The organism is Pseudarthrobacter kochi (assembly GCF_055412805.1).
Window position 1 is genome coordinate 17,686 of sequence record NZ_JBVAYV010000038.1, and the last position, 20,015, is coordinate 37,700.

The 20,015-nt window shown below is 67.8% G+C and carries 16 protein-coding genes and 2 pseudogenes; 10 read left to right on the forward strand and 8 right to left on the reverse strand.

From position 1 onward, the window contains the following. Positions 1 to 16: 16 nt before the first annotated feature. The 4 genes and pseudogenes from iolD to ACZY0Y_RS15885 all read left to right on the forward strand — a co-directional run. Entirely contained in the window at positions 17 to 1,945 is a 1,929-nt protein-coding gene (gene iolD, locus ACZY0Y_RS15870) for a 3D-(3,5/4)-trihydroxycyclohexane-1,2-dione acylhydrolase (decyclizing) (protein WP_463959055.1), read from the forward strand. Positions 1,946 to 2,001: 56 nt separating this feature from the next. Next, positions 2,002 to 2,913 carry a sugar phosphate isomerase/epimerase family protein gene (locus ACZY0Y_RS15875; protein WP_463959057.1) on the forward strand — a complete coding sequence of 304 codons (912 nt, stop codon included), beginning with the start codon at positions 2,002 to 2,004 and terminating at the stop codon, positions 2,911 to 2,913. Positions 2,914 to 2,929: 16 nt separating this feature from the next. Further along, positions 2,930 to 3,943, forward strand: a complete 1,014-nt coding sequence (locus ACZY0Y_RS15880; RefSeq protein ID WP_463959059.1) for a Gfo/Idh/MocA family protein — start codon at positions 2,930 to 2,932, stop codon at positions 3,941 to 3,943. Between the two features lie 29 nt (positions 3,944 to 3,972). Beyond that, a pseudogene (locus tag ACZY0Y_RS15885) lies at positions 3,973 to 4,658 on the forward strand (sugar phosphate isomerase/epimerase family protein); the annotation flags it as partial. 43 nt (positions 4,659 to 4,701) lie between these two features. Here ACZY0Y_RS15885 and ACZY0Y_RS15890 read toward each other — a convergent pair. Continuing rightward, a complete protein-coding gene (locus tag ACZY0Y_RS15890) occupies positions 4,702 to 5,151 on the reverse strand; it encodes a MarR family winged helix-turn-helix transcriptional regulator (protein WP_463880782.1) in 450 nt (149 codons plus the stop codon). Positions 5,152 to 5,310: 159 nt separating this feature from the next. Here ACZY0Y_RS15890 and ACZY0Y_RS15895 point away from each other — a divergent pair, with 159 nt between their 5' ends. After that, positions 5,311 to 6,519 (forward strand): MFS transporter, encoded by a 1,209-nt coding sequence (locus tag ACZY0Y_RS15895; protein WP_463959061.1) that lies wholly within the window; start codon positions 5,311 to 5,313, stop codon positions 6,517 to 6,519. A 28-nt stretch (positions 6,520 to 6,547) separates the two neighbouring features. Here the strand turns inward: ACZY0Y_RS15895 and iolB are convergent, their stop codons facing one another. The 3 genes from iolB to ACZY0Y_RS15910 form a co-directional block, all read right to left on the reverse strand. Continuing rightward, complete coding sequence (gene iolB / locus ACZY0Y_RS15900) at positions 6,548 to 7,444, reverse strand: 5-deoxy-glucuronate isomerase (protein WP_463959063.1); 897 nt, start codon at positions 7,442 to 7,444, stop codon at positions 6,548 to 6,550. Between the two features lie 43 nt (positions 7,445 to 7,487). Next, complete coding sequence (locus tag ACZY0Y_RS15905; protein ID WP_463880774.1) at positions 7,488 to 8,228, reverse strand: GntR family transcriptional regulator; 741 nt, start codon at positions 8,226 to 8,228, stop codon at positions 7,488 to 7,490. A gap of 112 nt (positions 8,229 to 8,340) precedes the next feature. Next, on the reverse strand, positions 8,341 to 9,180 hold the full coding sequence (locus ACZY0Y_RS15910; RefSeq protein WP_463959064.1) for a gamma-glutamyl-gamma-aminobutyrate hydrolase family protein: 840 nt from the start codon (positions 9,178 to 9,180) through the stop codon (positions 8,341 to 8,343). A 53-nt stretch (positions 9,181 to 9,233) separates the two neighbouring features. Between ACZY0Y_RS15910 and ACZY0Y_RS15915 the strand changes: the two genes are divergently transcribed. Then, complete coding sequence (locus ACZY0Y_RS15915) at positions 9,234 to 9,728, forward strand: SRPBCC family protein (RefSeq protein WP_463959066.1); 495 nt, start codon at positions 9,234 to 9,236, stop codon at positions 9,726 to 9,728. A gap of 9 nt (positions 9,729 to 9,737) precedes the next feature. Further along, positions 9,738 to 10,871, forward strand: a complete 1,134-nt coding sequence (locus tag ACZY0Y_RS15920) for an LOG family protein (protein WP_463959067.1) — start codon at positions 9,738 to 9,740, stop codon at positions 10,869 to 10,871. A 4-nt stretch (positions 10,872 to 10,875) separates the two neighbouring features. On the opposite strand, the gene ACZY0Y_RS15925 is transcribed toward ACZY0Y_RS15920, so the two are convergent. The 3 genes and pseudogenes from ACZY0Y_RS15925 to ACZY0Y_RS15935 all read right to left on the reverse strand — a co-directional run. After that, positions 10,876 to 11,784 (reverse strand): matrixin family metalloprotease, encoded by a 909-nt coding sequence (locus tag ACZY0Y_RS15925; RefSeq protein ID WP_463959068.1) that lies wholly within the window; start codon positions 11,782 to 11,784, stop codon positions 10,876 to 10,878. After that, positions 11,784 to 12,983, reverse strand: coding sequence for a VIT1/CCC1 transporter family protein (locus tag ACZY0Y_RS15930; RefSeq protein WP_463959069.1), 1,200 nt, complete (start codon positions 12,981 to 12,983; stop codon positions 11,784 to 11,786). Before ACZY0Y_RS15930 ends, ACZY0Y_RS15925 begins: the two co-directional genes overlap by 1 nt. Before the next feature lie 606 nt (positions 12,984 to 13,589). Next, positions 13,590 to 14,806 (reverse strand): annotated as a pseudogene (locus tag ACZY0Y_RS15935) (sodium:solute symporter family transporter); the annotation flags it as partial. Positions 14,807 to 15,078: 272 nt separating this feature from the next. On the opposite strand from ACZY0Y_RS15935, the gene ACZY0Y_RS15940 reads away from it, so the two are divergent. Beyond that, complete coding sequence (locus tag ACZY0Y_RS15940; RefSeq protein WP_463959071.1) at positions 15,079 to 15,654, forward strand: helix-turn-helix domain-containing protein; 576 nt, start codon at positions 15,079 to 15,081, stop codon at positions 15,652 to 15,654. 119 nt (positions 15,655 to 15,773) lie between these two features. Here the strand turns inward: ACZY0Y_RS15940 and ACZY0Y_RS15945 are convergent, their stop codons facing one another. After that, a complete protein-coding gene (locus tag ACZY0Y_RS15945; protein WP_463880760.1) occupies positions 15,774 to 16,601 on the reverse strand; it encodes a DUF559 domain-containing protein in 828 nt (275 codons plus the stop codon). Between the two features lie 449 nt (positions 16,602 to 17,050). On the opposite strand from ACZY0Y_RS15945, the gene speB reads away from it, so the two are divergent. Together speB and ACZY0Y_RS15955 are read left to right on the forward strand one after the other, a co-directional pair. Next, positions 17,051 to 18,139 (forward strand): agmatinase, encoded by a 1,089-nt coding sequence (gene speB, locus ACZY0Y_RS15950; RefSeq protein ID WP_463959073.1) that lies wholly within the window; start codon positions 17,051 to 17,053, stop codon positions 18,137 to 18,139. Continuing rightward, entirely contained in the window at positions 18,136 to 19,812 is a 1,677-nt protein-coding gene (locus tag ACZY0Y_RS15955) for a thiamine pyrophosphate-binding protein (protein ID WP_463959075.1), read from the forward strand. The genes speB and ACZY0Y_RS15955 overlap by 4 nt, the downstream gene beginning before the upstream one ends. Positions 19,813 to 20,015: the final 203 nt, after the last annotated feature.

Here is a 20,015-nt window from a genome sequence, read left to right on the forward strand (position 1 = left end):
CTCAGGAACACGCAGAATGACAGTCGCCCAGGCGGTCGTCGAATACCTGTCCCAGCAGTACACCGTCGATTCAATCGGCGGCCAGGACTATCGGGAGCGGCTGATCCCGGGAACTTTCGGGATCTTCGGCCACGGCAATGTTGCCGGCGTCGGCCAGGCCCTCAAGCAGTATCAGCAGCTCGATCCCATGATCATGCCGTACTACCAGGGCCGCAACGAACAGGCCCAGGCGCACCAGGCGGTCGGCTACGCCCGGCACACCCGGCGCCGCCAGACCTTCGCGATCAGCACCTCGATCGGCCCGGGTTCCTCGAACCTGCTGACCGGCGCGGCCCTGGCCACCACCAACCGGCTGCCCGTACTCCTGTTGCCGAGCGATACCTTCGCCACCCGCGCCGCGGACCCCGTCCTGCAGCAGCTCGAGCAGCCCTACGCCTACGACATCACGGTCAACGACGCCTTCCGGCCCCTCTCGAAGTTCTTCGACCGCGTCTCCCGGCCCGAGCAGCTGTTCTCCGCTTTCCACCACGGCCTACGAGTCCTCACCGACCCGGCCGAAACCGGTGCCGTAACCATCTCGCTGCCCCAGGACGTCCAGGCCGAGGCCTTCGACGTGCCGGAGGAATTCCTCGCCGAACGCGAATGGCGGATCCGCCGCCCGGACGCCGACGACGAGGACGTCCGCCGCGCTGCCGACGCCATCCGCGCCGCCAAGCGCCCGCTCATCATCGCCGGCGGCGGCGTGCTCTACGCCTACGCCAACGAGGAACTCGCGAAGTTCGTCGAACTGACCGGCATCCCGGTGGGCAACACCCAGGCCGGCGTCGGTGTCCTGCCCTGGGACCACAAATTCTCCCTCGGCGCGATCGGCTCCACCGGCACGACGGCGGCCAACGCCATCGCAGCCGAGGCGGACCTCATCATCGGCATCGGCACGCGCTACGAGGACTTCACTACCGCATCCCGGACCGCGTTCCAAAACGCGGACGTGAAGTTCATCAACATCAACGTCGCCGCGATCGACGCCTACAAACACGGCACCTCCCTGCCGATCGTCGCCGACGCCCGCAAGGCCCTCATCAAGCTGAACCAGGCCCTCGGCGGCTACCGGATCGGCGCCGACCTGGAACAGCGGATCGCGGCCGAGAAGTCCCGCTGGAATACCACCGTGGACGAAGCCTTCGACACCCGCTTCACCCCGCTCCCGGCCCAGAACGAGATCATCGGCGCCACCAACCGCGCCATGGACGCCCAGGACGTCGTCATCTGCGCCGCCGGCTCCCTCCCGGGCGACCTGCACAAAATGTGGCGCGTCCGGGACCCGTTCGGCTACCACGTCGAATACGCCTACTCCTGCATGGGCTACGAAATCCCCGGCGGCCTCGGCGTCAAGCGTGCCGCGCTGGCAGAAGCCGCGAAGGGCGGGACCCAGCGCGACGTCGTTGTGATGGTAGGGGACGGCTCCTACCTCATGATGCACACCGAACTGGTCACCGCCGTCGCCGAGCGGATCAAACTGATCGTGGTCCTGATCCAGAACCACGGCTACGCCTCCATCGGCTCACTCTCCGAATCCCTCGGCTCCCAGCGCTTCGGCACCCAGTACCGGGCCCTGGACGAGGAACACCACAGCTTCGACGACGGCGACCGGCTCCCCGTGGACCTGGCCCTGAACGCCGAAAGCCTCGGCGTGAAAGTGATCCGGATCGAACCGGGGGAGAAGGTCATCGCCGAGTTCGAGCAGGCCGTCCGCGACGCCAAAGCGGCCCCCGAGCGCGGCGGCCCGATCCTCATCCACGTCGAATCCGACCCGCTGCTGGACGCCCCCAGCTCCGAGTCCTGGTGGGACGTACCGGTCTCCCAGGCCTCCGAGCTCGACTCCACCCGGCAGGCCTTCGAAAACTACACCGACCACAAGAGCCGCCAGCGCAAACTGCTGGGCTGACCACGTGCGCAAACGGGCCAGCGACCTTGAGAGCAACCGACGCAAAGGAACGCACAATGACTGAGAACAAGCTGATCATCGGCACCGCGCCGGACTCCTGGGGTGTCTGGTTCCCGGATGACCCGAAGCAGACCCCGTGGGAACGCTTCCTCGTCGAAGTCGCCGAATCCGGCTACAAGTGGATCGAACTCGGCCCCTACGGCTACCTCCCCACCGACCCGGCACGCCTCGCCGAAGAACTCAAGGCCCGCGATCTGAAGATCACCGCCGGCACCGTGTTCACCGCGTTCCACCGCGGCCTGGACCAGTGGGAAACCGCGTGGGAGCCGGCCCGCAAGGTCGCCGAACTCACCGCCGCCATGGGCGGGGAACACGTGGTGGTCATCCCGGCCATGTGGCGCGACGACGTCACCGGCGAGGCCGTGGAAAGTGGCCAGCTCACCGAAAAGGCCTGGAGCGACCTCTTCGCCGGCCACAACCGGCTGGGCAAGACCCTGCTGGAGGACTTCGGCCTGAAGCAGCAGTTCCACTCCCACGCCGACTCCCATGTCGGTGCGCAGGAGGACATCGAGACCCTGCTCGCCTCCACCGACCCGAAGTACCTCAATCTGTGCCTGGACACCGGCCACGCCGAATACTGTGGGGCCTTCAGCCTCGACCTGATCAAGAATCACCCCGACCGGATCGGCTACCTGCACCTCAAGCAGATCAACCCGGACATCCTCAAAAAGGTCAACGCGGAGACCATGACCTGGGCCGCCGCCAACCTGGCCGGAGTCATGACCGAACCACCGAACGGCCTCCCGGACCTGCGCGCCGTGATCGACGCCGTCGAGGCGCTGGACCGGCCGATCTTTGGCATCGTGGAACAGGATATGTATCCCGTGGCCTTCGACGTCCCGATGCCGATCGCCAAGCGCACCCGTAACTACCTGCTCTCCTGCGGCTCCCGCACCGCCGTCAACTAGAACTGAGGACAAGACCATGGCCAAGACCCTCCGCGTAGCTGTCATCGGCGCCGGCCGTATGGGCGCAGACCACATCCAGCGGCTCAACACCCGCATCCACGGCGCGGAAGTTGCCGCCGTCGTCGACGTCGACCTCGCCCGCGCCCAGGCCGCCATCGAAGGCATCCCCGGCGCCGTCGCCCTGGCCGACGCCGACGAAGCCCTCAACAACGGCGACGTCAACGCCGTGTTGATCGCCACCCCGGGCTTCCTGCACGAGGACATCCTGCTCAAGGCGATCGCCAAGGACATCCCGATCCTCTGCGAGAAGCCGCTCACCCCGGATGCCGAGTCCGCCTGGAAGATCGTCCAGGCCGAGGAAAAGCTCGGCCGCCAGCGCATCCAGGTCGGCTTCATGCGCCGCTTCGACGCCGAATACGCCGCCGTCGGCAAGATCATCCGCGACTCCGAACTCGGCGAGCTGCTCATGCTGCACCACCAGCACCGCAACCCCACCACCCCCGCCGGGTTTACGAATGAGATGCTGATCAACGACTCCGTGGTCCACGAGTTCGACGCGATCCGCTATTTCACCGGTGAGGAGATCACCTCCGTCCAGGTCCGTCTGGGCAAAGCCACGCGGAACGCCCCGGCCGGCCAGCACGACCCGCAGCATGTGCTGATCGAGACCGAGTCCGGTGTCCTGGCCGACGTCGAGATCTACGTCAACGCGAAGTTCGGCTACGAGGTGGCCACCCAGGCGTCCTTCGAGGACGGCATTGTCAGCATCGGCGGGGACAAGGGCCCGTACACCCGCAGCAACGGCCGCTGGGGCGGCCACGTCACCCCCGGCTTCGAGGAGCGTTTCGGTGCCGCGTACGACGTCGAAATCCAGTCCTGGGTGGACGCCGCGCTGCGCGGCGAAATCGGCGGCCCGACCGCCTGGGACGGGTACGCGACCGCCGCCTGCTGCGAGGCCGGCGTCGAGGCGCAGAAGAACGGCGAAAAGGTCGCCGTGAAACTGAACGCCAAGCCCGCACTGTACCGCTAAGCCAGACCCACAAAATGGAGTGTTCTGACGTGATAATCGCACTTGATCCAACGCCCTTCCACCACTCGCACACCCTGCTCTAGTTCCCCGGCTGGTGGCGGACCTCGGGTGCAAGTACACGCAGATGACCCCGCACCCCGACTTCATTCCGTTCTTCAACACCCCAAGGCCGACGACGACCTGGTGGGCCAACTGGCCAAGGCCTGCAAAGACGCAGGGATCGAAATCGAGGAACTGCTCCACATCATCGAGCGGGAAGGGATCGACCTGCTGATCGACCCGCACCCCGACGATTTCGTGGAGGAACTGCCTGTCCGCGATCCGGGTGATCCGCGGCCTCAACTCCAAGAACGTCGGCCTCGTTTACGTCGCCTCGCACAGTTTCCACATGCAGAACGCGCCGCTGGACATCATGCGCGCCGCGGGGGACAAGCTCCGCCTGGTCCACGTCGCCGACACCATGGGCCACCATGCCTCACACGGGCTGCGCTACATCACCAACCCGCCGGGCAACCCGGTCCGGGTGCACCAGCACCTGAAAATCGGCGACGGCGACGTCAACTGGGAGGAGTTCTTCGGCGGCCTCAAGGAAATCGGCTTCCTCGTCCGGAAGGACACCGTGATGGTCTCCAGCGTCTTCGCCGAGGATGACAACGCCGCCGAAGTGTCCCGCTACCAGCTGGAGACGATGAAACAGCACATCGAGAAGGCGAGCCAGTTGGGCTGTCTCGGTGGGCTGTGCTGCTGGCGTCCGGGGCTCAGACCCCGGCGTGCAGCCGGGGGAGGGCCTGGACCAGCGGCGCCAGTTCCGGGACCTCCTGTGCCTCGGCCAACGCGCGTTCCAGGGTGGCATCGTGGACGGGCCGGCTCTTTTCCAGCAGCGCGATCCCTGCGGGGGTGAGCTCGGTGTAGATTCCGCGGCGGTCATCCGCGCACAGGATCCGGGTCAGCAGGGCGCGGTCCTCGAGCCTGTTGACCAGGCGTGTGGTGGCGCTCGGGCTCAGCGCCGTGGCCCGGGCCAGCTGCTGCATCCGCATATGCCACCCGTCCTGCCGGCTTAGGGCGTCCAGCACGGCGTACTCCACCACGGACAACTGAGCTTCGGCCTGGAGCGAGCGTTCCAGCTCCGCCTCGATCAGCCCATGCAGGGCCGCCAGGGTCCGCCAGCCTTGCGCCCGGACCTCGACGGCGTCGTCCTTGATGCCCATCAGTTCTTCCTTTCCGTGGGACTGCCCGCCCGGAAGGGCGGCACAACCAAAAGTACTTGCTTGCGCGGGATAATTGCTTGTGCAACAATAAATAACGCGTCTGCAACTAATATCCTACGCCGCACAGGTCTTTCCGTACAGTTTTGAAGGAGCAACACCATGCCAATTGGCCTGATTGCACTCGCCCTTGGCGGGTTCGGGATCGGACTCACTGAGTTCGTCATCATGGGCCTGCTGCCCGAGGTGGCCGCAAACTTCCGGGTCAGCGAGGCCACGGCCGGCTGGCTCATCTCCGGCTACGCGCTCGCCGTCGTCGTGGGGGCCCTGCTCCTGACCGCCGCGGTGACGCGCTTCGAGCGCAAGCCCGTCCTGGCTGTACTCATGGTGCTATTCATCGCCGGCAACCTCGTCTCCGCCATGGCGCCCGACTACTGGACGATGATGATCGGCCGCATCATTGCCGCCCTGTCCCACGGTGCGTTCTTTGGCATCGGTGCGGTTGTCGCCGCCAGTATGGTCGCGCCCACCAAAAAGGCCGGAGCCATCGCCATCATGTTCACGGGCCTGACCGCAGCCAATGTCCTCGGCGTGCCGTTCGGCACCATGCTGGGCCAGGCCGCGGGCTGGCGCTCCACCTTCTGGGCAATCACCGGCATTGGCGTTCTGGCGCTGGTGGGCATCCTCACCTTGGTGCCCAAGACAGGTTCGTGTGACGCCGCGCCCGGCGGTCTCCGGAATGAACTCCGCGCCTTCCGCTCCGGCCAGGTCTGGCTTTCCATCTTCGTCACGATCCTGGGTTACGGCGGCATGTTCGGGGCCTTCACCTACATCGCGTACACGCTGACGGAAGTCACCGGGTTCTCCGCCGCCACCGTGCCGTGGCTGCTGATCCTGTTCGGGGTAGGTCTCTTCATCGGCAACACCGCTGGCGGCAAGGCAGCGGACAAGAATGTGGACCGGACCCTGCTCGTGGTGCTCTCGGCCCTTGTGGTTGTCTTGGTGGTGTTCGCCCTGACCTCCGCCAGCCAGCCGATGACCGTCGCCTCCATGGTGCTGCTCGGCGGCTTCGGCTTCGCCACAGTCCCGGGACTGCAGATGCGCGTCATGAAGTACGCGGACAGTGCGCCCACCCTGGCGTCCGGCGCCAACATCGGCGCGTTCAACGTGGGCAACGCCCTTGGCGCATGGGCGGGCGGCGTGACCATCACCGCCGGCCTCGGCTACACCTCGCCGATCTGGGCCGGAGCCGGGATCACCCTCCTGGGGCTGGTGGTCATGGTGTTCGCGGCGGCCGCGGCTGCGAAGAGGCACGACGCCGGCCGGCCCGCCGACGTCGACAGCTCCGAGGATGAGCTGCAGCTCGTCTAGCGCCCCTGCCGCGGAAGGATCCTCAATATCAGCGGCCGAAGGGCAGCCGGGGGTCCAGCTCCTGGCCGGCCCAGGTCTGCCGGATCCAACCGTGGTGCGGGTCATCGCTGATGAGCCAGTCCCGGACCGGTCCCGGGCCCGCCATGACGTTTAGGTAGTACAGGTCATAGCCCGGAGCCGCCATGGCCGGGCCGTGCCAGCCGTACGGGACCAGGACGACGTCGCCAGTCCGCACCTCCGCGGAGACGTCGATGGGACGATCGTCCGAGGCATAGACCCGCTGGTAGCCGATCGCGTCGTCGCCGCCCGGCCGTGCCGGGGCGCCGGGGGTCACCCGGGTCTCGAAGTAGTAGATCTCCTCGAGGCTGGTCTCGCCGTCCTTCTCCTCGTCATGCTTGTGCGGGGGATAGGAGGACCAGTTGCCGGCCGGCGTCAGGACCTCGCAGACGATGAAGCGGTCCGCCTCCAGCGCGGCGGGGGTGCCGAAGTTGTGGACCTGGCGGGAGCAGTTGCCGGCCCCGCGCAGTTCCACCGGAGTCTCCGCGGCGGTGATCAGGCGGGTCGGGTAGGAGGCCTTCGCCGGCGCGGTGGCCACGGCGACCCGTCCGCCGTCGGCCGAACTGATGGTCGCAGCCTTGCCGGTTCCCGTGTAGAGGACGTCGCTGGGGCCGCTGAAGACGTTCGTCCGGCCGGCCAGCCGGTACTCCCCGCCGTCGACGGTCACCGTGAAGGACCCGCTGAGCGGGATGATGATGCGTTCCTCGTCTGCTGCGGGAAGTTCGACGGCGGCCGAAGCCCCCAGCGTGGCGACCTTCAACCCGGTGTGGGCCCAACCCTCAACCTCCACGGTGGAATCGGAAGTTCCCAGTGAGATGTCCCAGTTGCCTTGGGCGGCGGTGCCGAGCGGATAGACCCAGTTGGCCATCAGTTCTGCCCTTTCGTTGTCGCGCCGGAAGAGGGCGCGGGTGTTATCGCTGAACCAGCGTCATTTCGAAGCTGTAGGAATCCGCACGGTAGACGTGGTGGCCGGTCTCCACCTGGCGCCCGGTGTCGTCGACGGCCGTGCGGTCCATGGTGACAAGGGCCGAGCCGGGGGAGGTTTCCAACAAGGGCGCCTGGTAGTTGTTGGCGATCATGGCGCCGATCCGTTGCGAGGCGAGCCGGAAGTTCACGCCGCCGTTGCGGAGGATGGCGTAGAGGCCCTGCGAGGCCAGGAGCGCTTCATCGATGGTGGTGATGTCATCGCGCACCCAGTTCTCCATCAGCGCCAGCGGTTTGCCGCCGACTTTCCGGAGCCGGGTGAAGTGGTAGACCTTGGCGCCGTCCGGCAGCTGGAGTGCTGCCCGGGTGGCGGCGTCGGCCTCGTCGTGGGAGAAGCTCAGCACCTCGGTGGTGGGCTTGCTGCCGTTGTTGCTGAGGTCGTCGAAGAGGCTGGAGAGCTCAAGGGGACGCCGGACCTGGCTGGAGACCACCTGGGTGCCGACGCCACGCTTGCGCACCAGCAGGCCGGAGCGGACCAATTCGTCCATGGCCTTGCGCATGGTGGGGCGGGACAGGTTCAGCTGCGCGGCCAGGTCGATCTCGTTGTCGAGGCGGCTGCCAGGGGGAAGCGCCCCGCCGTGGATCGCGGCTTCGATGCCCTGGACCACCTGGTGGTAGAGCGGCACCGGGGAGGACCGGTCGATGTTGAGATTAAGTGGATTAGCCACTTTTTGAATAGCCACGTCTCTACGCTCCCTTGTGCCCCGGACCTTGGCCCCGGGTGGGCCGCCGGTCACCTGCCTCCGCATATGTTCTCTTGATAGGACATACTGCCTAAGTTCATGATAGCAGGGCAGTGCAGCCCATTGGAGAGCTGCGACACACCTCAACAAAGGCGCGGAACGGTGCCAGCCGCTCCTCGGCCGGAAGTTCCTGGGCCTCCGGGTGCCACTGCACCGACGCCACCCAACGGGTGGGGTCCTCCAGCGCCTCCACCGTCCCGTCCTCCGCCACGGCCGTCACGACCAGGCCGTCCGCCACCCGGGCCACGGCCTGATGGTGTCCGGAGGCAATCTTCACCGTCACGGCAGGGGAGTCGCCTCCGGGCCCGCTATTCCCGCCGGTCCCGGCGGCGACGGCCCCCATCACGCCCTTCTCCATCACGCTGTACAGGCCGGCAACCTTGCTTCCGCCCTGCAACCCGACCTCGTGCCAGGCCCACGGCCCCGCTCCGTGCACCGGCTCGGGTTCCCGGTGCGCCACGGAGCCCGGATCCATGTCCTGGACCAGCGTGCCGCCATAGAGGACATTGAGCAACTGGTGCCCCCGGCAGATGCCGAGGACGGGCAGCCCGGCGCCGATCGACCGCCGGGCAACGGCCAGGTCCAGTTCATCCTGGGCCTGGCTGACGTCATAGCAGGCATCGCCGGGTTCCTCGCCGTAGAGCCGGGGGTCCAGGTCGCCGCCGCCCGGAAGGACGACGCCGTCGAGCGTCTCCAACGGATCCTCGGCTGCGGTGAGCAGCACCGGTTCGCCGCCGCCGTCGCGTACCAGTTCCACGATGTAATCGAAGAGTTTGTTGGCCTCCGCCACACGCGGATCGGCCTCCGTGGAGCTGCTCAGGCGGACCGGGATGCCAATGCGGGGCCGGCTGCTGCGGGGGAGGGGCTGAATCTGCATGGTTTATTCTGCAACAGAACCTCCCCATTTCAACGCAGGTCTAGGATTGCCGGATGACCAACAGATATCTCGTGTCCCGCAGCCGCTTCATCGCGGCCGCTCCGGAAGCCATCTTCGAAGTGCTGGCCACCCCCGCCCTGCACAGCGTGATTGACGGCTCCGACACCGTGAAGGGCGCCCAGCCGCGCGGCCCTGAACGGCTGGCCCTCGGGGCGAAGTTCGGCATGGAAATGAACATGAAATTGGACTACAAGATTCTCAACACGGTCTGCGAGTTCGAGGAGGGCCGGCGGATCGCGTGGCGACACTTCGGCGGCCACGTCTGGCGTTACCTGCTGGAGCCGGCCACCGATTCCGCCGGCAAACCGGGCACCCTCGTCACCGAACAATGGGACGCGCGGGAAGTGCGCGCCAGGATCCTCCTGCGCCTGGCCGGCTACGTCCGCCGGCACCCGGCCAACATCGAACAGACCCTCGCCAAACTTGACGCCTACATGACCCCGGAAGCCACGGCAGGGTCCGGCACCGCTCCGGAACTCCTCGACTAGGCCCGCCGGATGAGTGCTGCCCGCAGCCTGCACCCCAGCCCGCGCACGCTGGAGGTCGAAAGCCTGGACAGCTTCGACCGGCTGGTCGCGGCCGGGGCGAAGTCCATGCAGGGCTGGCATGCCCAGTCGCTGGACCTCCGCGGCCGGAGAGCGCAGCTGGAGGCCATAAACGCCCAGGGCGGGATCTTCCTGGGGTGCACGTTCGACGGCGGTGTGGAGGATTCGCTGCGCAGCCGCGGCGCGCTGATCTTCCCCAAACTCGAAGCCGTCCCGTTTAACCCTTACCGCGGGCAGCTGTACACCCCGCAGGAGCTCTACGACGGCATCGCCGACTCGCGCTATGAAGACACTCCGGACGCCAAGGTGTACCAGTGGAGCATCCGGCCGGGACAGCGGCACCGCCTGGACGCGACCCTCGCCGCGGCCCTGCATGACCATTCGATCGGCGATGCCCTCGAGGAACTGACCCGCTCGGACTTCTGCGCCGGCCGGACCATGGTGGGCGTAATGGGCGGACATACTGCGAGCCGCGCTTCGCCTGTCTTCGAGGAGGCGGCGCTGTTGGGGAGGCTGCTGGCCAGGGAGGGCCGGGTGGTTGCCACCGGCGGCGGTCCCGGCACCATGGAGGCCGCCAACCTCGGCGCCTACCTAAGCGGGACCCCGGAGCCGGACTTCCGGCGCGCACTGGACGACCTCGCGGCGGTGCCCGGATTCCGGCCGTCCGTTTCGGCGTGGGCGCGCTCCGCCGCAGCCGTCGTCGAACGCCATCCGGAGGGTACGCCGTCGCTGGGGATCCCCACCTGGTTTTACGGCCACGAACCGCCCAACTTCTTTGCCACCCACATTGCCAAGTACTTCGCGAACTCCATCCGCGAGGCCGTCCTTTTGGAACTGTGCAACGGCGGCATTGTCTTCCTGCCAGGTTCCGGGGGCACCGTGCAGGAGATCTTCCAGGATGCCTGCGAAAACTACTACGGCACCCCGGAGACCATTATGCCGATGGTGCTGGTGGGGGAGGAACACTGGCTGCGGCGCTACCCGGCGTGGCCCCTGCTGCAGAGTCTCGCCGCAGGGCGGCGGATGGAAAGTCGGATCTTCCTGGTGGATACCGTGGAGGAGGCGCTCGCCGTCCTGGACCGTTAGGCGCTCAGAGGTCCTTGCGGCACTGCGCTTTGCCAAGCTCATAGAGGCCGTTCCGGTCGCCCGCGGCGAGGCCGTCGGGCGCTCCGATCTCGGGGTACATAAGCTGCACCGGATCGTCCACGTGCTCCAGCCCCATGACATGGCCGAGCTCGTGCAGGATCACCGCGGTGGCATAGGCGGCTCCGTCCGGCCGGCTGAGGTCCTCGGCGATCTGCGGGGCATCGAGTTCCAGGCTGCCGGTGACGAAACTCTTGGGTCCGTCGCCAAAGCTGAAGTGGGTGCTGCCGCCGGTGCCGATCACCGGGCCGGCGAGCTGCGGGGCCTGGTCCGGGGTGGTCCACGCGATCAGCAGCGGCGCCCAGCGTTCCCCGTAGGCGGCCTGCTGGTACGGGATGCGGGACTGGGAGGGCGCCTCGGTGGTGGGCCCGTCGTCGATGAATTTGATGCCGGTCGCGCGGGACACCGTCCTGATCGCGTCCTCAACGAGGCGCTCGGCGCCGTTCGGAGCGAGCGCCGCGTTGACAACATAATGCAGCGGCCGGCACGGCGAGTAGCCCACCGGGGTGCCGTCGTCGTTCACGGCCAGGAACCTGTACGAGTTGCTGGCCACGGCCGGCTTCTGCGGGCGGCCGAGCGGCTCGCCCTGTTCTTCGAGTCCGGCCGGGGGAGTGTCCGTGCGGACCGCCTCAGCGGACGCCGGCTGCCCGTGCTGGCCGGCCCTCGCGGTGCCCGGCGTGGCCCCGCGGCTGACCTCGAAGAGTCCGGCAAAACGCGGATCACCGTACATGAGGCCGGCAGCCAGAAACGCGGCACCGGCAATCACGGCGGCCGTGGCGAGGCCGCGGACGATCCGCCACATGGTGCGGGAGCGGCTGTGCCGCGGTGTCCGGTCCCGGAACTCAGGACCGTCCACTAGGCAACCACGGCGCCGAAGGCCAGGCCCAGCAGGTATGTCACGCCTGCCGCGCCCATGCCGATGGCCAGCTGGCGCAGGCCCCGGGAGGTCGGGGAGGTGCCGGAGAGGAGGCCAACGACGCCGCCGGTGAACAGGAGTGCCAGGCCCACGAGGGCGGCGGAGAGCACCAGCGCCGCGACGCCGGTCATGCCCAGGACGAAGGGCAGGATCGGGACGATGGCGCCGGAGGCGAAGAAGCAGAAGCTCGACGCCGCCGCGCTCCAGGCGGTGCCGACGGCTTCGTGCTCGTCACGGGTTTCCGGAAGTTCCGGCTGCAGCGAGAGGCTGGGATCGCAGTCGCAGCCGAGCAGGCCCATCCGCTCCGCGACGCGGTGTTCGGCGGCCTCCCGGGACATGCCGCGGGCCAGGTAGACCAGCAGGAGTTCGTTGTGTTCGATGTCCAGCGACGGTGCGGCGGCCAGGGTGATCTGGGTGGGGCGGGTTGCGGCGAGGAGCTCGCGCTGGGAGCGCACGGAAATGAATTCGCCGGCTCCCATGGACAGTGCCCCGGCCAGGAGCCCGGCCACGCCGCTGAGCAGTACCACCGAACTGCCGACGCCGGAGGCGGCCATGCCCATAACGAGGGAGAGGTTGCTCACCAGCCCGTCGTTGGCGCCGAAGACGGCCGCGCGGAAGGTGCCGGCCAGCCGGTTGCGGCCCCGGGTGGCGAGCCCGCGGACGACTTCCTCATGGATCTGTTCGTCGGCGACCATGGCCGGGGTGGCCGAGGGGTCGTTGGCGTACGGCGAACGGCTTTCGGCCCGCTGGGCGAGGGCCAGGACAAAGACCGAGCCGAAGTGGCGGGCCAGGAAGCCCAACAACTGGCTGCGGAGCGAGGCGGGCCGGGAGCGGCCGGCGTGCTCGCCCAGCAGCTGGAGCCAGTGCGCCTCGTGGCGTCCCTCGGCTTCGGCCAGGGCGAGCAGGATTGCACGCTCTTCGCCGTGGCGGTTCTGGGCGAGGTCGCGGTAGACGGCGGCTTCGGCCCGTTCGTCGGCGAGGTACTGCCGCCAGCGTTTGATGTCCGCGGAGCTCGGTGTTGCTGCGGGTGGTGTTGCGGCGGGCGGTGTTGCTGCGGGTGCTTCGGGGCGCGGTGCATCGCCGGGTTCGCTGTGGTGGGGTTCAGGGTTGAACGGGTCAGATGTGGCGTGCTGGGACACGGAAGCTCCTGGGCTTGAAAGGGCATGGTTCGGCCCCGTTGCGTATCCAGCGTACCCCGTCTTTCCGCGGAATTTCGGCTGGTGGTCCTCAGCGCGGATTTTAGGCAAACCGTAAAAAGGGCCCGCGCCGCCGGCCATTTCGCGGCTGCCGGGGTCCCGTTCGCTGGGGCCCTTGACCGCCCGGGTTCGCGGTGTTCGAATGAAACCCAGGGCGGGCTCTCCGGGGCCCTAGCCGCCACCCCAGTCACGCGGAGGTTGCATCATGGACAACATCGGCTCACGTCCAATCCAGCCGGCCCGGGATTCCCTCGAGTCCGATCCCGCCTACGACTACGCCGAGGATGCGCCCGTGAGCGATTCCGACGAGACCGAGGAGGAAGAACTCTTGGAAGAGGCCGACCGGCTCGTTCCCCTCGACAAGGACGACTTCCTGGGCGACGAGAAACCGGTGGTTCCCCTGGAAGGCGAAGAATTCCTTGAGCCGGAGGAGAAGGAATGATCCTCCCACTGGCTTGAACGACCAACGGCGGCGCCCCCCGGAAGGGGAGTGCCGCCGTCGACGTTTAACCCGCTGTCAGGACCCTCGTGGGTCAGGACGGGCACCTGATCTTCCTCCTCGGCGGCGACCCCGGCGACCCGGCGGTGCCAGTTGGCCATGACCGCGGGATCCGTCGGCTTGGTCAGCAGGGACACTGCGATGTAGACGACCGCGGAGGCCAGCAGGCCGTAGTAGATCGGTTCGTTGGCGTAGATGCCGTCCAGCGGGACCTCGGCATTGATCTCGAGGATGATCATGGTGCCGAGGGTGATGACCGAGCCAACGGCCATGGAGGCAGCCGCGGCGACACCGGTGCCGCGTTTCCAGACCAGGCCGCCCAGGATGGCGACGAGGAGTCCGCCGACGAGGATGTCGTAGGCGATGGTGAGCGCCGCGACGACGTCCTTGGTAATGATGGCGATGACGATCGCGACGACGCCGAGCCCCAGGACCCACATGCGGTTGGCCTTGACGTCCTGCTCCGGGTTATCGGTGTCGTCGGTGTTGATGTCCTTGCCGAACCAGCTGGCGACGAACGGCAGGACGTCGGCGCGGGCCACGGTGGCAGCGGCAGGCCCAGGGTGTAGACGACGAAGCAGGTAATGATCGTCTGGATGCCGATGCCGTCAATCTGGAAGAAGCTGGCGTCGACGCGGGCACGGATACCCTCGAAGCCGCCGGCGGCGTTGAGCGTGAACGGCAGCATCAGGAAGAAGATGCCGACGGTCTTGATGACGAACTGGACCTGGTCGGCCAGGGTGATGGACCACATGCCGCCGATGGTTGAGTAGACCAGGACGATCGCGCCGCCGATCGCGATGGCGAGGGCTCGGTCCCAGCCGAAGAGCACCACAAAAATGGTGGCGTAGGCGCCGGTGGACGTGGCGCAGAGCATCAGCGTGTAGGCGAGCATCACGATGCCAGAGGTCTGGGTGGCGTTGCTGCCGTACCGCAGGCTCAGCATCTGCGAGACCGTGTAGATCTTCAGTTTCTGGAGGGTGCTGGCGAACAGCAGGCTGGGCAGCAGCACGCCGGCGCCGATCGCGACCACGAGCCACATGCCGGAGATGCCGAATTTGTAGCCGAGGCCCACTCCGCCCACGGTGGAGGCGCCGCCGAGCACGACGGCGGCCATGGTTCCGGTGTACAGGAACGGGCCGAGGCGGCGGCCTGCCACCAGGAAGTCGCTGTTGTTCTTGGTGCGGGACTTGCCCCACCACCCGAACGCCAGCATGGCGACCAGGTACACCACCACGATGGCGATGTTGACGAAACTTGCATTCATTAAGGGCTCCTTGGAGCTGTTCAGGGCAGGGCTGAACCGGCCGGCACGCTACGGGGCGCCCGGGGGTCCAGCTGCTTCTTGACGGGTACGATAACGGTTCTTGCCGGCAACTATTGCCCAATAGGCAACACTTGTTGCCAAAAAGTATGTGTGATCCGGGTAACAGTCAAGACGCATTACGCGTCGCGGGCCGATCCGGCCTCCCGGCGGTGCCGTCCCGCTAGTATTGCTCCAACGATGGGGCCGAGCGGCCGGCCGTGAAAGGTTCCAAAATGAAGGCTCTACCTGTTGAACCGAGCAACGTTCCCGTTGCCATCGGTTCCCGGATCCGTGCCGCCCGGCAGTCGCAGCGGCTTACCATCGAGCAGGTTGCCGACGCCACCGGGCTGACCAAAGGATTCCTCAGCCGGGTTGAGCGGGACCTCACCTCACCCTCGGTCGCGTCCCTGGTGACGCTGTGCCAGGTGCTCTCCATTTCGATCGGCGAACTTTTTGCCGCGCCGGAAACGCATCTCACCAAGAAGAATGAAGGCCCGCGGATCTCACTGGGCGGCGAAGGGATCGTGGAGCGCCTGCTGACCGCGCGCTCGGAGCGCCGTGTCCAGATCATCCAGGCCGTGATCGAGCCCCGCGGTCGCGGCGAATCGGAACTGTACGCGGTGGACTGCGACGTCGATGTGCTGCACGTGGTCAGAGGCAGCATCCGGCTGATCCTCACGAACGAGGAATTCGAACTCCACACGGGGGACACCGTGACCTTCCCGGGCCGCGAGCCGCACACCTGGGTCAACCCGACGGATGAAGCCGTCGAGGTCCTCTGGGTCCTGGTCCCCGCCGCAAGCCGCTAGGTTTGGGCCGGGGCCGCGTTCCTGCCCAGTTACTTTCCCCCTGGCCGCCCGCTGGACGTGGCGGACCCCGGAAATCCGCGGGTGCGCCGGGGTTCTGTCGGAGCAACTGGGCGGGAGCGTCAGGGCCTGGGTTGCGGGCGCCGATCCAGCACCGCCCGGATCTCGGCCAGGACGCGCTGGGGTTCGAACCAGATGTGCTCGGGCATGTACCGGAGTACCGCAAAACCGTTCAGTGTCGAGGCATTGTTCCGGCCCAGGTCCCGGCGCATGGCCTCGCGGCTGGAATGGAACGCGAAGCCGTCCACTTCCACGATCAGAAACCCCTCGATGAGGAAGTCGACCCGACCGATCCCGGACAGGAAGACCTGGGCGTCGTAGCCAATCCCGTTGGTTTGGAAGAGGTGCTGGGCGTCGACCTCCACAATGGACTCGGCCCGCAGGTCCAGCTGGTGCAGCGCCTTCAGTGCAGGGCCGGAGCGGCCGCCTCGGAGTTGGTCCTTGAGTAACTCAGGCGGCACGCCGTGCAGTCGCATCGCCGAGGTTGCTATTGCCGTTGACGCAGGGGGTGCGAGGCACGACATGGCATGCAGCACGACGTCCTCGACCGCGGCCAGCGGCAGCGTCGGATGCCCGTCGAACCGCACCGTCCGGTGCCGGATGAAGCCGTTCCCGTGGCCGTGGTTGCAGGCCAGATGGTGCTGGCCCGGGGGGTTCCGGAGCCACAGCCCGTAGTGCCCCGCCGCGCTGGCGCACGTGACGCGGGCGTTGTGGCGTATCGCAGCCTCGAAATCCGGACGGCACTCCGGAAGGGCGAAGACGCCCCGCCGCAATAGGCGGACCCCACTGTTTGCCAGCTGGTCAATGTCCGTCCGGGAGAAGCCGGCGGCCAACAGCTGCCCGGTCCGGGCTACGCCGCCCTGCTCGGCGAGGTAATTCAGCGGATCCATGGGGCCAGTTGATATCCGAACCCGGGCCGGGTAAACGGGGCACCCGGCCCATGTGGGAAAGTGCGGGGATTGGGTGCAAGAGTTGGCGCTCGCGGGGCATTCAGCCGGCTTTAGGCCCCGACAATCCGGACACTCCCCGCGCTCCCGCCCAGTTGCTCGCGGCGGCACCGGACTCCGGCGGCACCAGAACCCTGGATTTCCGGGGTTCAGCCGGGACGCGGCAGGCTGCGGGTGGCAGCAACTGGGCGGGAGCGCGGAGCCAGGCCCGGGAGGCGTGCAAAATCCGGGGCGGGGCAGCGCCGAGCGGGGTAGAGGCCGTCTTTGGGAAGTCGCAGAGGGCATCCGCGGTCCGCTCGGCATGCTGGTAAACATTTGATGCACAAGGGGCAACTTGAAGTGTATGATGGCTGTCACACCTGTCGGTCAATCCTCGAAGGAGAGGCTTTCTTTTGGAAGAGCTGCGCATCGAGGCCAATGGCAACCTTGGCCCCATCGATTCATCCCGCATTCCGCGCTACGCAGGAGCCGCCACCTACGCGCGCCTGCCGCGGCTGGACCAGGTCGCCAAGGCGGACGTCACCGTGGTCGGCGTGCCCTTCGATTCGGGCGTCTCCTACCGCCCCGGTGCCCGCTTCGGGTCCAACCACATCCGCGAGGCCAGCCGGCTGCTGCGCCCGTACAACCCGGCCTGGGATGTCAGCCCCTTCGAAAACATCCAGGTGGCCGACGCCGGCGACATGGCCGTCAATCCCTTCAATATCAATGACGCTATCGAGACCATCCAGCAGAACGCCCTGGACCTGACCGCCTCCGGCAGCAAGCTGCTGACGCTCGGCGGGGACCACACCATCGCGCTGCCACTGCTCCGCGCCGCCGCCGAACGCGCCGGCCAGCCCGTCGCCATGCTGCACTTCGACGCCCACCTGGACACCTGGGACACCTACTTCGGCGCCGAGTACACCCACGGCACCCCGTTCCGCCGCGCCGTCGAGGAAGGCATCCTCGACACCGAGGCCATCAGTCACATCGGCACCCGCGGCCCGCTCTACGGCAAGAAGGACCTCGACGACGACCACCGCTTCGGCTTCGGCATCGTCACCTCTGCCGACGTCTATTACCAGGGCGTCCTGGAAACCGTCGCCAAGGTCCGCGACCGGATCGGCAACCGCCCGCTCTACATCTCCGTGGACATCGACGTCCTGGATCCCGCACACGCCCCCGGCACCGGAACCCCGGAAGCCGGCGGCATCACCAGCCGTGAGCTGCTGGAAATCATCCGCGGCTTCCGCGGCATGAACCTGGTCGGGGCCGATGTCGTCGAGGTCGCCCCCGCGTACGACCACGCGGACATCACCGGCGTCGCGGCCAGCCACGTGGCCTACGAACTGGTCACCCTGATGGCGGACCGCGCCGTGGACGGCGACCGCTTCGGCGCGGCCAACGGCTACGCCGCCCAGTCGCTCGGCCAGGAATCCCGCCGCCCGGCCGGCTTCGCCACACCGGCGGCACAGCGCGTCCAGAGCGGAGCCTCCCAGTGACCGGCGTGCGCAACGGCGGCGACCTCGTCGTCGAGACGCTCGAGGCGCTCGGCGCCAAAACCGTCTTCGGCATCCCGGGCCAGCACGCCCTGGGCCTCTTCGACGCCATGGGCCGCGGAAACCTTCACTTCGTCTCCTCCCGGGTGGAGAACAACTCGGCTTTCGCCGCGGACGGCTACTCCCGCGCCACCGGCGAGGTCGGCGTCCTCTTCCTCTCCACCGGCCCCGGCGCGCTGACCTCCCTCGCCGGGCTGCAGGAGGCCTATGCCACCGGCGTTCCCATGGTGGTCATCGCGAGCCAGATCCCGCTGGAGGGCCTCGGCGCGCGCCGCAAGGGCATGCTCCACCAGCTCGATGACCAGAAGGCCTCGGCCGCGAACGTCACCAAGAGCCAGCGGCTGATCCAGCACGCCTCCGGCATCCCCTCGGCCATCCAGGACGCCTGGACCGAGGCGATCTCCTCGCCGCAGGGTCCCGTGTGGCTGGAAATTCCGCAGAACGTGCTGCTGGACCCCATCATGGTGCCACCGGTGGAGGATGCCCTCGCCGAAGCGGCAGACAATCCGCCCCGCGTCGAGCTGGTCCGCGAAGCGGTCAAATGGCTCGCGACGGCGGAACGTCCCGCCATCATCGCCGGCGGCGGCACCCGCCGCGGCCGGGCTGAGAAATCGCTGCTCTCCATCGCGGAGAAGCTGCGGGCTCCGGTCATCTGCACCCCCGGCGGCAACGGCGCCTTCCCGTGGAACCACGAGCTCTCGCTGCAGTCCTGGATCGAGGACCAGCACATGACGGAGCTGCTCGAGGACGCCGACTTGCTGATCGTCATCGGCTCATCCTTGGGCGAGGTCACGTCGAACTACTTCACCTTTGAGCCGCGCGGCCGGATCATCCAGATCGACGCAGAACCCCGGGTCCTGGAATCCAACCGCCCCGGCCTGGGCATCCGGGCCGACGCCGGCCAGGCCCTCGCCGCCCTGGACGCCGCCCTCGACGCCGCCCTGACGGAGCCGCGCGGACAGCGTGCGGACTGGCACGGCACTCCGCCCGAGACCCTGGTCAAGGACACCCTGGCCAAGGTCAGGGCCAGGCTGGAATCCCAGGACCTCGGCAAGGAACTGAAGTTCATGGCGGACATCCGGGAGGCCGTCCCCCCGGCCATGCAGACGTTCTGGGACATGACCATCTCCGCGTACTGGGCGTGGAGCTGCTGGGACGCCCGCGAGGGCCAGTTCCACTCAGCCCAGGGCGCCGGCGGGCTCGGCTTCGGCTTCCCCGCGGCGATCGGCGGCGCCGTCGGCCTGGAAGCGACCGGAAAGCCCGGCGGTTCAGCCCGGGTGCTGGCCGTCTCCGGCGACGGCTCGGCGATGTACTCCATTTCCGAACTGGCCACGGCCAGGCAGCACAATGTCCCCGTCACCTGGCTGATTGTGGACGACGGCGGCTACGGCATCCTGCGCGAATACATGGTCGGCGCCTTCGGCAAGGCCACCGCCACGGAACTCGCCCGTCCCGATTTCGTCAAGCTGGCCGAGGCCTTCGGAGTTCCGGCTGTCCGGGTTGCCCCGGAGGACGTCGGGGACGCGCTCAAGGCGGGGTTCGCCGCCGACGGGCCGAACGTCGTCGTGGTCGAAACCCTGCTCAAGATGTTCGCCCCGACCCACATCGAGGCCTGAGCGCCACGCCCAACCCCCTGCGCAAAAAGCTCAGCGGGGGGGGGGGGGGACGGGGGGGGGGGGGGGGGGGGGGGTGGGGGAGGGGGTGCGCGTGCACGGCCCCGCGCACGGGATCCTCGTGCACGGTGGGGGCTGCCGCGGGCAGCTCCGGCGCGTCGGCTGCCGTGACGGGCTCGGGCGTGATGGGTTCCGCCAAGACGGGG

Coding starts and splice junctions, on each gene's coding strand:
- iolD (WP_463959055.1), top strand. CDS start 17: ATGACAGTCGCCCAGGCGGTCGTCGAATACCTGTCCCAGCAGTACACC.
- ACZY0Y_RS15940 (WP_463959071.1), top strand. CDS start 15,079: ATGAAGGCTCTACCTGTTGAACCGAGCAACGTTCCCGTTGCCATCGGT.
- ACZY0Y_RS15880 (WP_463959059.1), top strand. CDS start 2,930: ATGGCCAAGACCCTCCGCGTAGCTGTCATCGGCGCCGGCCGTATGGGC.
- ACZY0Y_RS15945 (WP_463880760.1), bottom strand. CDS start 16,601: ATGGATCCGCTGAATTACCTCGCCGAGCAGGGCGGCGTAGCCCGGACC.
- ACZY0Y_RS15890 (WP_463880782.1), bottom strand. CDS start 5,151: ATGGGCATCAAGGACGACGCCGTCGAGGTCCGGGCGCAAGGCTGGCGG.
- ACZY0Y_RS15920 (WP_463959067.1), top strand. CDS start 9,738: ATGAGTGCTGCCCGCAGCCTGCACCCCAGCCCGCGCACGCTGGAGGTC.
- ACZY0Y_RS15910 (WP_463959064.1), bottom strand. CDS start 9,180: ATGCAGATTCAGCCCCTCCCCCGCAGCAGCCGGCCCCGCATTGGCATC.
- ACZY0Y_RS15895 (WP_463959061.1), top strand. CDS start 5,311: ATGCCAATTGGCCTGATTGCACTCGCCCTTGGCGGGTTCGGGATCGGA.
- ACZY0Y_RS15915 (WP_463959066.1), top strand. CDS start 9,234: ATGACCAACAGATATCTCGTGTCCCGCAGCCGCTTCATCGCGGCCGCT.
- iolB (WP_463959063.1), bottom strand. CDS start 7,444: ATGGCCAACTGGGTCTATCCGCTCGGCACCGCCGCCCAAGGCAACTGG.
- ACZY0Y_RS15875 (WP_463959057.1), top strand. CDS start 2,002: ATGACTGAGAACAAGCTGATCATCGGCACCGCGCCGGACTCCTGGGGT.